The sequence below is a fragment of the Halalkalibacter alkaliphilus genome (genome assembly GCF_023555415.1).
Classification (GTDB): Bacteria; Bacillota; Bacilli; order Bacillales; family Bacillaceae_D; genus Halalkalibacter; species Halalkalibacter alkaliphilus.
Window position 1 is genome coordinate 89,350 of record NZ_JAKRYL010000009.1, and the last position, 14,041, is coordinate 103,390.

The 14,041-nt window shown below is 37.0% G+C and carries 16 protein-coding genes; 10 read left to right on the forward strand and 6 right to left on the reverse strand.

Going from position 1 to position 14,041, the window contains the following annotated elements; all coding sequences use genetic code 11:
- The first annotated feature begins 39 nt into the window (after window positions 1-39).
- Window positions 40-465: a VOC family protein gene (locus MF646_RS10430; protein WP_250096511.1), complete on the forward strand. Its 426-nt coding sequence runs from the start codon at window positions 40-42 to the stop codon at window positions 463-465.
- A gap of 192 nt (window positions 466-657) precedes the next feature.
- Here the strand turns inward: MF646_RS10430 and MF646_RS10435 are convergent, their stop codons facing one another.
- Genes MF646_RS10435 through MF646_RS10445 form a run of 3 tightly spaced genes read right to left on the reverse strand, consistent with a single transcriptional unit; the run spans window position 658 to window position 3,683 of the window.
- The gene (locus MF646_RS10435) at window positions 658-1,602 is read right to left on the reverse strand and encodes a glycine betaine ABC transporter substrate-binding protein (protein ID WP_250096437.1); all 945 of its coding nucleotides are present in this window, start codon (window positions 1,600-1,602) and stop codon (window positions 658-660) included.
- Window positions 1,602-2,450 carry an ABC transporter permease gene (locus MF646_RS10440; RefSeq protein WP_250096438.1) on the reverse strand — a complete coding sequence of 283 codons (849 nt, stop codon included), beginning with the start codon at window positions 2,448-2,450 and terminating at the stop codon, window positions 1,602-1,604. The genes MF646_RS10435 and MF646_RS10440 overlap by 1 nt, the downstream gene beginning before the upstream one ends.
- Window positions 2,451-3,683 (reverse strand): quaternary amine ABC transporter ATP-binding protein, encoded by a 1,233-nt coding sequence (locus MF646_RS10445; protein ID WP_250096439.1) that lies wholly within the window; start codon window positions 3,681-3,683, stop codon window positions 2,451-2,453.
- A 235-nt stretch (window positions 3,684-3,918) separates the two neighbouring features.
- Between MF646_RS10445 and MF646_RS10450 the strand changes: the two genes are divergently transcribed.
- The 8 genes from MF646_RS10450 (at window position 3,919) to MF646_RS10485 (ending at window position 11,684) form a co-directional block, all read left to right on the forward strand.
- Window positions 3,919-4,461 (forward strand): GbsR/MarR family transcriptional regulator, encoded by a 543-nt coding sequence (locus MF646_RS10450; RefSeq protein WP_250096440.1) that lies wholly within the window; start codon window positions 3,919-3,921, stop codon window positions 4,459-4,461.
- Window positions 4,462-4,578: 117 nt separating this feature from the next.
- Window positions 4,579-6,327, forward strand: a complete 1,749-nt coding sequence (locus MF646_RS10455; RefSeq protein WP_250096441.1) for a sigma-54-dependent Fis family transcriptional regulator — start codon at window positions 4,579-4,581, stop codon at window positions 6,325-6,327.
- 229 nt (window positions 6,328-6,556) lie between these two features.
- Complete coding sequence (locus MF646_RS10460) at window positions 6,557-7,534, forward strand: 2-keto-3-deoxygluconate permease (protein ID WP_250096442.1); 978 nt, start codon at window positions 6,557-6,559, stop codon at window positions 7,532-7,534.
- Window positions 7,535-7,640: 106 nt separating this feature from the next.
- Window positions 7,641-8,927 (forward strand): four-carbon acid sugar kinase family protein, encoded by a 1,287-nt coding sequence (locus MF646_RS10465; protein ID WP_250096443.1) that lies wholly within the window; start codon window positions 7,641-7,643, stop codon window positions 8,925-8,927.
- A 3-nt stretch (window positions 8,928-8,930) separates the two neighbouring features.
- On the forward strand, window positions 8,931-9,926 hold the full coding sequence (gene pdxA / locus MF646_RS10470) for a 4-hydroxythreonine-4-phosphate dehydrogenase PdxA (RefSeq protein ID WP_250096444.1): 996 nt from the start codon (window positions 8,931-8,933) through the stop codon (window positions 9,924-9,926).
- 120 nt (window positions 9,927-10,046) lie between these two features.
- Complete coding sequence (locus tag MF646_RS10475) at window positions 10,047-10,634, forward strand: DNA-3-methyladenine glycosylase (RefSeq protein WP_250096445.1); 588 nt, start codon at window positions 10,047-10,049, stop codon at window positions 10,632-10,634.
- Between the two features lie 451 nt (window positions 10,635-11,085).
- Window positions 11,086-11,466, forward strand: a complete 381-nt coding sequence (locus MF646_RS10480; RefSeq protein WP_250096446.1) for a hypothetical protein — start codon at window positions 11,086-11,088, stop codon at window positions 11,464-11,466.
- A 2-nt stretch (window positions 11,467-11,468) separates the two neighbouring features.
- The gene (locus tag MF646_RS10485) at window positions 11,469-11,684 is read left to right on the forward strand and encodes a helix-turn-helix domain-containing protein (RefSeq protein ID WP_250096447.1); all 216 of its coding nucleotides are present in this window, start codon (window positions 11,469-11,471) and stop codon (window positions 11,682-11,684) included.
- Window positions 11,685-11,776: 92 nt separating this feature from the next.
- Here the strand turns inward: MF646_RS10485 and MF646_RS10490 are convergent, their stop codons facing one another.
- The 3 genes from MF646_RS10490 to MF646_RS10500 all read right to left on the reverse strand — a co-directional run bounded on the left by MF646_RS10490 (window position 11,777) and on the right by MF646_RS10500 (window position 12,920).
- Window positions 11,777-12,103 carry a helix-turn-helix domain-containing protein gene (locus tag MF646_RS10490; RefSeq protein WP_250096448.1) on the reverse strand — a complete coding sequence of 109 codons (327 nt, stop codon included), beginning with the start codon at window positions 12,101-12,103 and terminating at the stop codon, window positions 11,777-11,779.
- Between the two features lie 69 nt (window positions 12,104-12,172).
- Window positions 12,173-12,304 (reverse strand): anti-repressor SinI family protein, encoded by a 132-nt coding sequence (locus MF646_RS10495; RefSeq protein WP_420842496.1) that lies wholly within the window; start codon window positions 12,302-12,304, stop codon window positions 12,173-12,175.
- Between the two features lie 310 nt (window positions 12,305-12,614).
- The gene (locus MF646_RS10500; RefSeq protein WP_250096450.1) at window positions 12,615-12,920 is read right to left on the reverse strand and encodes a DUF3817 domain-containing protein; all 306 of its coding nucleotides are present in this window, start codon (window positions 12,918-12,920) and stop codon (window positions 12,615-12,617) included.
- A gap of 162 nt (window positions 12,921-13,082) precedes the next feature.
- Between MF646_RS10500 and MF646_RS10505 the strand changes: the two genes are divergently transcribed.
- Complete coding sequence (locus MF646_RS10505) at window positions 13,083-13,982, forward strand: SDR family oxidoreductase (RefSeq protein ID WP_250096512.1); 900 nt, start codon at window positions 13,083-13,085, stop codon at window positions 13,980-13,982.
- The last annotated feature ends 59 nt before the right edge of the window (window positions 13,983-14,041 follow it).

A 14,041-nucleotide genomic window follows, 5' to 3' on the forward strand; every position in this document is an offset into this window, starting at 1 on the left:
AGATCCTTTAAAAATACTTTGTTATATAAAGGAGTCAGGATAATGACACGTTTACTTCCTTATTTAGTAATGGATGGAAATGCTAAAGAAGCAGTAGAGTTTTACGAAAAAGCTTTGCATGCAAATGTGATTGGAGTTCAAACCTTTGGTGAAATGCCGGAAAATCCTGATTTTCCATTACCAGATTCGGCTAAGGATCGAGTATCACATGCGATGATCAAAGTCGGTGAGACAGATATGATGCTCTCGGATACATTTCCAGGCACACCTTATGAAAAAGGAAATCATGTAACAATTTGTATTATGGCTGATACGAAAGAACAGGCAAAAGACTTTTATGATGGATTGCAAGAAGGTGGACAAGTGACGATGCCTCTTCAGGAAACGTTTTGGAGTCCAGCTTATGGGATTGTCATTGATAAATTTGGTGTGACATTTCAGATTTCGACTGAAAGTGGACAGTAACGAAAGGAATGAGTATGAACCAGTTGGTTTGTACTCTTTTTTGGTATGTTAAAGCCAATAAGAAAATAAAGGAATTGGCTATATATAAGTAAGTTGTGGCAAGAATCAAAAATGATCTTTGCCACAACCGATAGACATATGTGTTCCCTTAAAGTAAAATGTGAACCGTTTCTTTAAGGGTCAATTCTTAATTTACTCAACAACTAAATCTTCAATAGAATCAATATCCATGTAAGTTGGAACAGCTAAGCCAAGAGCAGTACCGTGAAGGTTAGAACCTAAGTCAATGAAGTCCCCTTCGTATTGCTCATAGTAATCAGCGTGTGTTGTAGGTAACCATGCACCTACTGTTGCATCACCACTACCTGTTGCAATACCAGCCCACATTGGACCTGCATCTACTTGTGTTAATGTAACATCATAGCCAATAGACTCTAATACGTGGCCAAGAACATTTGTAGCAGCAACAGTTTCATCCCATGCTACATATAGCAATGTGAAATTATCACCATCAACGGTCTCAACACTTTCTATCCATGTAGCAACTAACTCTTCATTTTCGCTAACAAATTGCTCTGCAGCTTCTTCTACATTTGCACCATCATTGACAAGAGCCATAACATATTCAACATGATCAGGCTCCCAACCAAATTGATCTAATAATTGATATGCATTTGGATGATCTTCATCTAATCCTGTACGAGCAATTGTGTGAATGTCTTCCGCAGCACCGTATAGGTTCAGTGGATCTTCTAAGTATTTAAGTTCAAACTCAGAGAATTTCCAGTGTGGGCTCCAAGCAGTTACGATTATTGGCTCTTCGTTTTCATATGCACTTTTTAACGCAGCTGTCATCGCAGCATCTGAGCTTTCAACTACATTCCAGTCATCTTCAAGACCATACTCAGGTAAAACTTGGTTAATCGTAATGTTCATTAAACCAGCACCAGGGTCAATCCCAATAATTTCAAAATCAACGTCTTCTCCTACATGTGAAGCAGTCTCTTCTGCAGGTGTTTCTTCTGTACCTTCTACATCATCTGCAGGTGCCTCTTGAGATGCTTCTTCTCCTCCGCAAGCTGCTAGTCCTAAAGCTAGGACAGAGGCGGTTGTTAAACCTAATAATTTTTTTAGCATTACTGTGTTCCCCCTTGTTTTTTGTTTCCTATATTTTGAGTGATTCGGTCTAAGATAATCGCAATGATTACAATAGCCAAACCAGCTTCAAAACCAACTCCAGTTTGAATCTGTGTGACGGCACGGTATACTTCTGTACCGAGTCCTGGTGCACCTACCATGGCTGCAATGACAACCATCGATAGAGCTAACATAATACTTTGATTAATTCCTGCCATGATTGTTGGCATGGCAAGAGGAATTTGAACTTTTAACAAACGTTGTTTCGTTGTTGAACCAAACGCGTTTGTTGCTTCAATTAAATCGGATGGTACTTGTTGAATCCCGAGTATTGTTAAGCGGATCGTAGGTGGCATAGCAAAAATAACCGATGCGACAACTCCAGGAACGACTCCTATATTAAAGAAGAAGATAGCAGGAATTAAGTAGACGAATGCAGGCATTGTTTGCATGAGGTCTAAGATTGGTGTAACAATTTGTCTTACCAATGTTTTCTGTGATGCCCATATTCCAATTGGAATCCCAACAATGATTGTGACAAACACAGCTGTTAGGACGAGAGCAAGGGTTTGCACCATATGCTCCCAATAACCTAAGTTCCAAATTAAGAGCAAACCTAGCACGGAAAATAATGCCATTCTCCATTTACTAGTCTTCCAAGCTATAAATCCAATTAGTAAAATTAATACAATAGGAGGAGGGAGAATTAAGAGCCATTCAATGCCGTCTACCACACCTCGTAAAATGACACTAATAAATTGAAAAACACCACTTAAATTATCTGTCAGCCACGATACAAAAAGATCAATTATATCAGCTAACGGCAGTCTTGGAATGAAGTCTACCATTTACTTCACCTCCAAAGCTTTGGCGCCTGTTAGTAGATTAATATGTTCTTCATCTCCAGCAAGGGCACCGATAACAGCACCTCTTACAAGAATTCCTTTTAAGCGGTTGTTCTCATCGGTTACAGCAACTGGGATGGATGCGTTTGATACTTTATCAAATAAATCCACTAGTAACACATCTGGTTTAACTGTAATTAAATCAGTTGTAATGACTTCAGTGAGTGACTGCTTTTTATCCATTGCTGCTTTAGCATCATGAGCAGAGATGGCACCAATTAATGTTTTTTGTTTATCAACAACATAAATGGATGAGATTCCTAGTTCCTTCATCATTTTTAATGCAACACGTGGACCTTTGTCGGCTTGAACCGTTTCTGCTCGTTTCATCACATGATGAGCCGTCAGCACTTTTGCCAGGTCAACGTCTTCGACAAATCGTTCAACATATTGGTTGGATGGATTCATTAAAATTTCTTCAGGTGTACCAATTTGAACAATTTCTCCGTCTTTCATTAAGGCTATTCGGTCACCAATTCGAAGCGCCTCATCTAAATCATGTGTAATAAAGACAATGGTTTTCTCGACAGATGATTGTAGATCTAAAAGTTCATCTTGCATATCTTTACGAATAAGTGGATCAAGGGCACTGAATGCTTCATCCATTAAGAGAACATCTGGATTATTAGCTAAGGCACGTGCTAGACCGACACGCTGCTGCATCCCGCCACTTAGCTGGCTAGGGTATTGGTTTTCGTAGCCTTTTAATCCTACTAGTTCCAGAGATTCAAGTGCTTTTTTGTTTCGTTCCTCTTTCGGTACACCTTGGATTTCTAAGCCATACTCTGTGTTTTCTAGAACCGTATAATGAGGAAAGAGGGCAAACTTTTGAAACACCATACTGATTTTTTCACGCCTAACTTCACGAAGCTGCTCCTTTGACATTTTGACAACATCTTTACCATCAATTTCTACTTTCCCACTCGTTGGATCAATTAATCGATTTAACAGTCTGACTAGTGTCGACTTTCCACTTCCGGAAAGTCCCATGATGACAAAGATTTCACCAGAATGAACATTAAAGCTAGCTTGATTCACTCCAACCGTACAACCGGTATTCGAAAGTATTTCTGATTTTGTTTTTCCACTCTCTAGTTGTCCGAGGGCTTGTTTTACATTTCTGCCAAAGATTTTGGTGACTTGATCAACCTTTATCTTTACTTTTTTCTCATTCATATTTACACCTCTTTTATAACCACCATCTCATTATATAAATGTTATCCTTCAATCTTCAAAGAGCATTAAAGGGCAAAATTACCACATTTAGTTTGTACAGTTAAAACTGAACAAAATAAATAAACTTTATTCTTAGAATTGCTCCAAATAACTCATTATTCCTTCTTTTTTCCAATTTCATCTTTTGAAATTGATGTGGTAGTCTATAAAAAAAGCTCCGCGGGGAAGTGATGGAATGAATGAGTTGGACAAGCTAGAGCAAGCTAGGTCACGCTTTATTGATTCAATGGCACAAAACATGAATCTTTATGGGATTACGCCTTCAGTAGGTAGATTATATGGATTGCTTTATTTTAGTGAAAGGCCAATGACGTTAGATTGTATGAAAGATGAACTAGGGATGAGCAAGACGAGTATGAGTACGTCAGTTAGGCAGCTACAAGAGTTGAAGATGGTTGAAAAAGTTTGGAAAAAAGGGATTCGGAAAGATTTATATCAATCGATCGATGATTGGTATGAGACATTTTCAGATTTATTCTCTGTTAAGTGGAGGGCAGGAGTCTCTTTAAACATTAACTCTCTTCAAAAGTCTTTAGAGGAATTAGATGAATTGCTTGCAGACGAAGGAACATCTGATGAGGTAAAAAAGGAAGCTGAAGTAGACAAAGAAAAGTTATTGCATGCGTTAGAGTACTACGATTGGCTTAACCGTCTTATTGATAGCATTGAATCAAAAGAGATTTTTGAATATATTCCAAAGAAAAAAAGTAACATTTAAACCAAATCCCTGTAGGTTTGGTTTTTTTTTTTATCTAATCTAAAAAGAGTAAGGTGGTGAACTATCGACTCGTTTTGTATAATAAATGTAGCAAATTGCAACAAGGGAGTTAAATGTATGGGGATAAAAATATTGTTTATAGCACCGTATCGAGGGCTAAAGGAATTAGCAACTGTGCTGGCAAAGCAGCAAGCCGACCTTGATATTATTATAGAAGAAGCAGATTTAAGTGCTGCTATTCCTATTGTGAAAGCATATGAAAATAAGGGGATTAAGTTCATTATTAGTCGTGGCGGTACTGCGAACTTAATTAGTAAGTATACGGATATTCCTGTAATAGAGGTGAAACTGTCAGGTTATGATATTTTGAGGACATTGACACTCATTAAAGATTATCAAATGAAAGTCCAAATGATTGGGTTCCCTAATATTTGTAATGATGTGCTTTCTGTTTCAAGTTTACTTAATATAGATATTTCCTACACCATTGTCGACCGTAAAGAGGAAGTAGCAACTGCTGTTAAAGCTGCTTGGGATCAAGGTGCCCAGCTTATTTTAGGTGATACAATTACAGTGAAAACAGCAGAGGGTTTTGGGCTGCAAGGGATGATGATTACAACTGGAAAGGAGTCTGTTTTAGAAGTTTTTGATCAAGTTAAGCAAATGAATCAGGCTATGGAACAGATAGAAAAAGACTATTCCTTGTACAAAGAACTATTACATTCTATAAATGATGGCATTGCTATTTTTCAAGAAGGTGGAGAAATTATCTATGCCAATCAGGTGTTTAAACAGAAGTTGTTTGATCGAAATGAAGAGTCTTCTATTTTTAATTTACCAGAAGAGTTTTTGCAATTAATTTCAGAGTTGATATCTAAAGTGGATGAAGATGTAATTAGTTCGACGATCGCCTTGCAAGGGGAAAGTCTGTATGTAACTGCAGGGAAGTTCATTGATAGAGGTAATGAGTACTTTTATTTCAAAATACATGAAATAAACATAGAAGAAAAAAAGAGTATAGAAGTTCACATTGGCAGAATGCCACGTACATCTTTTGCGCAAATAGTGACAAGTAGTCACGTAATGAGACATGTCTTAGAAGAAGCAAGGCAAGCGTCAGCACATAATGACCCACTTGTTATTTGGGGTGATAAAGGAGTTGGAAAGAAGTTTCTTGCGTCCTCTATTCACACAGAGGGTAGGTGGAACGAAGGGTCATTTGTTGAGTTGATCATAGAAACGGATTCTAATAAAGTGGTTAGTGAAATAGCTAATTTTCTTACTATGCTTGAAAAAACAACGGTTTATGTTACTGGATTTGAGAAGATAACAATCGAACATCAAAAGGAAATAGCACAACTATTTGAAAAAAATAATCAAGTGAGAGTGATATACTCATTTACCGATGATCCCAAAATGCATAAAGAACTGATCAAACAAGTTAAAAGAAATCATATATATGTACCAACTTTACATGAACGTATCGAAGATTTACCTGAATTAATTCGGTTATTTGTTAGTATCTTTAATGCTCAATTTGGGAAACAAATAGTGGGGATTAAGGAAGATGCTCTTGTTTCGCTAAAATCAGTAAAGTGGACAGAAAATGTGAAGCAGTTAAAAGAGGTTGTAAAAGAGCTTGTCATTCGTTCAGAGGGAGATTACATTGAGAAGTTGTTACTAGACACGGTGCCTCTTGGTAAATCTAAAGGAGATAATGGATCTTTCATTGATTTAACAAAAACGTTAGCAGAAATAGAAAAACAAATCATTCTTACTGTACTTGAAGAGGAAAATATGAACCAAACAAAAGCAGCAAAACGGTTAGGGATTAACCGTACGACTTTATGGCGCAAAATAAACTAACGTTGCAATTTGCAACGTTAGTTTATTTTTTTTGTTTTTAACAGAAAAAAGTATTGCAAAAATAAACATATGTGTTTATACTTACAATTGTAAGCGCGTTACATTTTGTTCAAAAATAAAAATTGTTGCAATATTAATCATATAATTAGCTTTTATTAAATTTTTTTGAAAAAAGGTAAAGCGTTTCCAACGAAATGTAAGCGCAATAAAAAATAAAGGAGTTTTCACAATGCAACTTAAACAAACATTAGATAGAATTCCAGGCGGCATGATGGTTGTACCATTATTGCTAGCTGCAACTATTAATACAGTAGCTCCCGATTTACTTCGGATCGGTAACTTTACAGAGGCGCTCTTTGTAAATGGAGCAGGAACACTTATTGCCCTTTTCTTACTTTGTGCTGGTGCACAAATCAATGTTCGTAATATAGGGGTGTCTGTTGGAAAAGGGGCAACGCTTCTTGGAGTGAAATGGCTAGTCGGTGCAGCAGTTGGTTTACTAGCTTTCATGATGGCAGGTTCAGATGGCTTATTCTTTGGTTTAGTTCCTATCGCTATCATTGCAGCAATGACAAATAGTAATGGTGGCTTGTACATGGCTTTAGTAGGGCAGTACGGAAAAGCAGATGATAAAGCGGCATATTCAGTATTAGCTTTAAATGATGGTCCGTTTTTAACGATGGTAGCTCTATCAATTTTCGGAGCAATGGGATTTGTTGAAGGAATGTTCTCAGCAACAGCATTTATTTCTGTTTTACTACCAATTGTAATCGGTTTTATTCTTGGAAACTTAGATGGTGAAATGAGAGATTTCTTAAGTAAAGGTAGTGATATGTTAATTCCGTTCTTTGCTTTTGCATTAGGGATGGGGATTAACTTCCAAGCAATTATTCAAGGTGGTTTAGCTGGTATTGTGATTGGAGTAATGACGGTTTTAGTTACAGGTTCAGTAGCATATTACGTGTTCAAACTATTTAATTGGAACCCGATTGTTGGTGCGGCTGAAGGGTCAACAGCAGGAAATGCTGTAGCAACACCTGCAGCAATTGCAGCAGCGAGTCCGGTTTTTGCAGCAAATGCTGAATTAGCAACGGTTCAAGTAGCAGCAAGTGTTGTAACGACAGCCATTCTACTGCCGATATTTGTTGCCTTTTTAGTAAAGCGTTTAGAGAAAAAAGGAAAAACTGCAGCGAATAACTTCCAATAGTTAGTTATGAGGAACCATTCATTTCTAATGAATGGCTTTCTCTTTATAGCAATCTATAAAAATAGAAAGATTGCGATTTTCTATTGAGGATAAGGAGTGGAAAACAATGAGATTAGCCATTATCGCAGATGATTTAACAGGAGCAAATGATAGTGGAGTACAACTTGCGAAGTTTGGTTTGAAAACATCTGTTTTATTTGGATTAGATAAAAGGACTGTTCATGATTCAGAAGCGGTTGTTTTTGATACAGATAGCCGTTCGATTGATAAAAATAAAGCTTATGATATGGTATTTGAAGTAACTGAATTTCTTAAAGAACAAAGTTTTCAAAACATCTATAAAAAAATTGATTCGACAATGAGAGGGAATATTGGAGCAGAAATCGATGCGTTGTATGATTCTTTAAAACCAGATTTTGTTTTCGTCGTTCCTGGTTATCCTAAGAATGGTCGTACAGTTGTAAATGGGTACCACTTTCTAAATGGAGTTCCATTACATGAAACAGAGATTGCCAATGACCCGAAAACGCCTGTAACTGTTTCACATATTCCTACATTATTAAAGCAGCAAACAAACAAATCAGTTGGTTTGATCGATAAAAATTTATTGCACAAAGATGAAGAAGTATTTCAACGCGAACTTGAAACCTTTGCAAAAGATCATGTAACCTATATTGTCGTAGATTCTGAAACGGAAGAAGATTTGTCTCGAATTTTACACCAAACAAAAGACTCTAACTTTGACATTGCATGGGTTGGCTCTGCGGGCTTAGCTAACCATCTTCCTTCATATTACGGGATTGAAGAAAAAGAGGAGCTATTAACGATTCCTAAGAGCAATACTCCTGTTTTAACTGTTGTAGGCAGTGTTAACAAAAATTCTAGACACCAGCTGGATGTTGTTTTACAAAAAGACAATGTTTTCGGGATCAAAGTAGAATCTTATAAAGCTGTATCCTGTGATGAAGATAGAAGACTTGAAGTGTCAAACGTGTTAAATGAAGCAAGGGTTGCAGCAGGAAAGGGTTTTGATGTTGTTATTTACTCTACTGGTACACCGAGTGACATTGAAAAAGCAAGAAGAACAGGGGAGAATAACGGCTTTACTCATACAGAAACGAGTAATGAAATAGTGAAAATACTTGGTGAAATTAGTGCCGGATTAATTGAAGAAAAACTTTTTAAAGGTGTTGTCATGACAGGCGGTGACACAGCTAAACAAGTATGTGAATTATGGAATGTAAAAGGTTTCTATCTTCACGACGAGCTAGAGATCGGTGTTCCGATTTCAACTTTTATTGGAAATGAAGAGATTTTTGTTATAACAAAAGCTGGTGGTTTCGGCAAAGAAACAGTATTTGTCCATGCTATTGATAAATTAAAAGGAGTGTAATGTATGAAGCCGATTATTGGAATTACAATGGGGGATGCAGCGGGAATTGGACCGGAAATTATCGTGAAGTCGTTAACAGATAAGGATATTTATGATAGGTGTCAACCGGTTGTGATTGGTGATGTGAAGATTTTGGAGAAAGTGAAACCGATTGTTGAAGCAGACGTAGATATTCATGTCATTCAACATGTATCAGAAGCAAAAAATGAATTTGGAACAATAGATGTTATTGATTTAGATCTACTCCCGGAGGATCTACCATTTGGTCAAGTTTCTGGTGAAGCGGGCAACGCCGCTTATCAGTATATTGCAAGAGCTGTTTCACTAGCAAAAGAAAAACAAATCAATGCAATCTGTACAGCTCCACTTAATAAAGAGGCTCTGCACAAAGGTGGCCATTTGTACCCGGGCCATACTGAAATCTTGGCGAAATTGACTGATACGGAAGACTTCTCTATGATGCTGACAGCACCAAATTTGAAGGTAATTCACCTAACTACTCATGTAGGATTAATTAAAGCAATCGAGATGATTAACCCAGAAAGAACATACAAAGTGATTAAATTAGCACATGACACGTTAACTAGAGCGGGTATGAAAAACCCAAGTGTTGCAGTGTGTGGAATTAACCCGCATGCTGGTGAAAATGGCCTTTTCGGGAATGGAGAAGAAGAGGAAAAGTTAGCTCCTGGTATTGAAAAAGCAAAACAAGAAGGCATTAATGCGTCTGGACCTCATCCTGCAGATACACTATTTTTCCGTGCGGCTCGTGGCGATTTTGATATTGTTGTTGCTTGCTATCACGATCAAGGTCATGCTCCAATTAAAGTAATGGGAATTGAAGATGGAGTAAATATTACGGTAGGATTAAAAGGCGGAGTCATCCGTACTTCGGTTGACCATGGAACGGCCTTTGACATCGCTGGAAAAAACATAGCTGATTCAAGAAGCATGAAGGCTGCAATTAATTCTGCAATTGAATTAGCACCGAGAGATTAGTTGCAAGTGGAAAGAGGCTGTTTCAAAAGGTCAAAGTATGGACCTTTTGACGACAGCCTCTTTTTGATTTACCTATTTTGTTTGGTAAACTAAATAAAATTAATCGGTGAGGTGAGTAAATTGATCCTTCAACCACAAAAAGCGGAGTTTTATCAGCAACCTACACTCGACCTAGCACAGGCTTTACTTGGGCAAATTCTTGTTAAGGAAACAAAAGAGGGGGTTACATCTGGGTGGATTGTTGAAACAGAGGCATATATTGGTCCTGATGACCGAGCGGCACATAGTTTTGGAAACCGTCGAACAAAGAGAACGGAAGTCATGTTTGGACCACCGGGGCATTTCTATACATATGTTATGCATACCCACTGTTTAGTCAATGTTGTCAGTGGAGAAGTGGGTCATCCTGAAGCTGTTTTGATAAGAGCTGTTGAACCTTATCATGGAATCGAACTAATGTATGAGCGTCGAGGACAAGAGAAAAAAGAAAAGGATTTAACAAATGGGCCAGGGAAACTAACTAAAGCATTAGGTATAACGAAACTCGATTATGGTCTTCCTTGCAATAAGCAACCAATCTATATCGCAGAGGGAAAAAGAAGTGGAATCATTGAAAGTGGGCCTAGAATTGGGATTGAAAACAGTGGAGAAGCGAGGGATTATCCTTGGAGGTATTGGTTGTCAGGCAATCGGTTTGTCTCAAGATAATAGGAATAAGCATTCTTAAAGACTGTTTTCAGATTGATGTTGTGAAGAAACGTTTTTCTCGTAGTGAAATGGAGGAAGTCACTCGACTCCTCCTCGCGGAAAGCGAGTGGCTTAGATAAAATAGTTACATAAAGGAGGGGGTTCGCTTTTAAGAAAGAAAGGGAAGTGGTCGAATCTCCTTGCTAAGAGGGTTAAATAATAAAATAGCAGAAAAGTTTTATATTAGTGAAGGCGCAGTGAAAAACTATACTAGTGAAATTTTTAGCAGGTGTATTAGATCGTTAAAGTTGACTTAGATGGAAGCCCTCCTAATCAGTTTTTTTATTTGTAGCAGAATTTAAGTAGTTGTAATTCTTTATAGAGAACAAAAAGTGTTTACTGCACTATAATTAAAGAGTATAATGTTCTTATTGGAGAACATTATACTCTTTAATTTGTTCAGGAGGATAAGATGGACAATCTTTCATGTTATGAACAACCTTTGTTAGGGAGAATTTCAATTCATCAAGTTGAAGGGGAATTAGTAGATTCAAGACTATCAACGATTGTTATCCTTGAAATTAGAAAGAAATCGCTTTTGTTTGTAAGTCAATTAAAGTTCCCCTTGTCTGAATCCGTCATTTATCACGTTGATCTAAAGCTAGCCGATAATCGTATTTTATTATTTGGCTGCATTACCCAATCAATTAGTAACTCAAATAGCACTAGCTACCATTATCAATATGACTACATTTTGAATACTGATCAATTTCTACCGATTAATTCTTCAAAGTTACCAAATGAAAAGGAGGAGAAAATAAGGTTCACCAAAAAAGCAGACAAGGAGATATAGGAATGAATGGAAGAAACATTAGGGTGTTACGAGAAGAAAGAGGGATGACATTAAACCAATTAGCCACTCTCTCGGGGGTATCAAAATCATATATTAGTTACATTGAAAGAGGAATGCAAAAAAACCCAAGTATTGCCGTTTTAGAGAAGCTCTCTATAGCACTTGGAATTGAATTTATGAAGTTAATTGAATCTGTAAATGAAGTATCAAAAAAGTAAATATAAAGAGGGTGACTCTATTACGTAGACGCAAGTAGCTTCATAAGAAGACGAGAAGGTCTATACATCAATAATAAAGTCACCTATGTGTATTAATTTTGATTATTTTTCCACTTATTAAACTCTAAATACTCTTTAAACTGCTCCTTGCTAATTCCGGAATCCATGGCCTCTCTTACTAGCTCAATCCAAGCATCGTCCAATTTAGTATTTTTATTCTTTGATTCCTCATTTAATAGGTGTTCAACTGTTACTCCTAGAACAGAAGAGATCTTTTCTAAAAATTGTATGGAAGGATTAGATTGAATATTTCTTTCAATTGAACTTAGGTAAGATTTTGCTACTCCTGCTTTTTCAGCTAACTCTGATAAAGAATAGCCCTTTTCAAGTCGATATTTTTTCACACGTTCGCCGATCATACATATCTGTCCTCTCTGCCTATGTAATAGTATGATTATAACAGTGCAGAGGTTGTTCTGTAAATAGAACTACTCTTTCGCTAAATGAACTGCTTGCAATTTTAAAAAATTACGGACTTCTTCAACAGATAATCCTAGTTTTTTAGCTTCTTCTATTAACATTAGCCACTCGTGGTCAAGTTTATCAGATTGATTATTCAACGGATTCATCTCCTTTAAATCATGACTAAAGATATGCCTATATTAAGAACAATTAGACCGAAAGAATTGTTCTTTTTAAAGAACTTAAGTTGAGTATAATACTAATTACTTATGAAATAAAGAGTTATTTGTAAATTTCCCCTTTGTTTTTGAAAATGTGGTTCTTAATAACATTTTTATGAGGCCGTAAAACTATAAAGACAGCCGGCTTTGAAAAAAACCAAAGCCGGCTGTCGAATAAAAAAACCATGTCTAATTTTCTCACAAGTCTGTTCAAAAAGGGAAAAATCTCCCCTTTTTAAACAGAATCTTATAAACTTTTTGTTACGGGTTCTTCTTTTATTAATTTTGCATCAAAAATAAACGGACCAAATGGAATAACAGATGCAATGGCTGCTAGTAGCCCTTTTTTAAATGACCATCTTTCAGTAAACATGACAAATGCTAGAACGACAAAGTAAAGCATGAACAATATACCATGAATCCATCCAGTGACCGTGACCATCATTGGCATATCAAACATATATTTTAATGGCATAGCAATGCCTAATAGAAGGATGAAAGAAAGTCCTTCTATATAACTGACAAAACGAAATAATTTAAGTGTTGAACTCATAATGATCATCTCCAATTAAAGTGGACTCGTTGTCATACCTAGGTTGTATTATAGCAAATTATTAATATAATGTGTTTTTCTAATTCGTGACGATTTAGAAAAACACATTTAGCCTAGAAATGAATACGCTATAAGGCAAAAGTGGATTAGGAGGTTGTAATGATGTATCCAGTTTTTCCTTATTATGATAAAGAGACGAAGTGTAAAGAACAGCCTGTTGCATTTCCGCCTCAAGAACAGGATCAGCAACCAGGTCTAGAGTACCCAATGATACCAAACCCGATTGCAGAAAATCCTCACTATATTGGTTCAGGTAAGTTAAAAGACAAGGTGGCGATTATTACAGGAGGAGATAGTGGGATAGGGCGAGCAACGGCGATTGCCTTTGCAAAAGAAGGTGCAAATGTTGTAATCGCGTACTTAAATGAACATATTGATGCAAATGCTACGAAGAAGCGTATTGAAGAAATAGGGAAAGAATGTCTTGCAATTGCGATTGATCTACGGGAAGAAGCTGCTTCAACAGAGGTCGTTAAACAAACGATTGATCGGTTTGGCAGGCTTGATGTCTTAGTCAATAATCACGCAGTTCAATATGTGCAAGATTCAATTCTCGATATTACGTTTGATCAGTTAGACGATACATTTAAAACAAATATTTACTCTTTTTTCTTTATGACAAAGGCTGCACTCCCATACTTACAATCAGGAGATACGATCATTAATAACGCATCTGTCACGGCCTATCGAGGTCATGAGAAATTAATCGATTACTCAGCTACACAAGGGGCGATTGTTACATTTACACGATCATTAGCCATGTCATTAGTTGAGCAGGGGATAAGAGTAAATGCCGTCGCTCCTGGTCCTATCTGGACACCGCTCATTCCAGCCACTTTTCCAAAAGAGGAAATCAAATACTTCGGCACAGACACGCCAATGAAAAGGCCAGGTCAACCATTCGAATTAGCCCCAACCTTTGTCTACCTAGCCTCAGACGACTCAGGCTACGTAACAGGCCAAGTCCTACACGTAAATGGAGGAGAAATTGTAGGAGGCTAACAGAAACAAAGGTGCCCTTCCTTTGTTTCTGTTAGCCGACGCAATGAGCGAAGCCGCTG

What these genes read in the sequence shown, in the direction of transcription:
- MF646_RS10440 (WP_250096438.1), bottom strand. Translation starts at nt 2,450, where the DNA reads ATGGTAGACTTCATTCCAAGACTGCCGTTAGCTGATATAATTGATCTT.
- MF646_RS10485 (WP_250096447.1), top strand. Translation starts at nt 11,469, where the DNA reads ATGAATGGAAGAAACATTAGGGTGTTACGAGAAGAAAGAGGGATGACA.
- MF646_RS10480 (WP_250096446.1), top strand. Translation starts at nt 11,086, where the DNA reads ATGGACAATCTTTCATGTTATGAACAACCTTTGTTAGGGAGAATTTCA.
- MF646_RS10490 (WP_250096448.1), bottom strand. Translation starts at nt 12,103, where the DNA reads ATGATCGGCGAACGTGTGAAAAAATATCGACTTGAAAAGGGCTATTCT.
- pdxA (WP_250096444.1), top strand. Translation starts at nt 8,931, where the DNA reads ATGAAGCCGATTATTGGAATTACAATGGGGGATGCAGCGGGAATTGGA.
- MF646_RS10460 (WP_250096442.1), top strand. Translation starts at nt 6,557, where the DNA reads ATGCAACTTAAACAAACATTAGATAGAATTCCAGGCGGCATGATGGTT.
- MF646_RS10465 (WP_250096443.1), top strand. Translation starts at nt 7,641, where the DNA reads ATGAGATTAGCCATTATCGCAGATGATTTAACAGGAGCAAATGATAGT.
- MF646_RS10505 (WP_250096512.1), top strand. Translation starts at nt 13,083, where the DNA reads ATGTATCCAGTTTTTCCTTATTATGATAAAGAGACGAAGTGTAAAGAA.
- MF646_RS10450 (WP_250096440.1), top strand. Translation starts at nt 3,919, where the DNA reads ATGAATGAGTTGGACAAGCTAGAGCAAGCTAGGTCACGCTTTATTGAT.
- MF646_RS10435 (WP_250096437.1), bottom strand. Translation starts at nt 1,602, where the DNA reads ATGCTAAAAAAATTATTAGGTTTAACAACCGCCTCTGTCCTAGCTTTA.
- MF646_RS10500 (WP_250096450.1), bottom strand. Translation starts at nt 12,920, where the DNA reads ATGAGTTCAACACTTAAATTATTTCGTTTTGTCAGTTATATAGAAGGA.
- MF646_RS10455 (WP_250096441.1), top strand. Translation starts at nt 4,579, where the DNA reads ATGGGGATAAAAATATTGTTTATAGCACCGTATCGAGGGCTAAAGGAA.
- MF646_RS10445 (WP_250096439.1), bottom strand. Translation starts at nt 3,683, where the DNA reads ATGAATGAGAAAAAAGTAAAGATAAAGGTTGATCAAGTCACCAAAATC.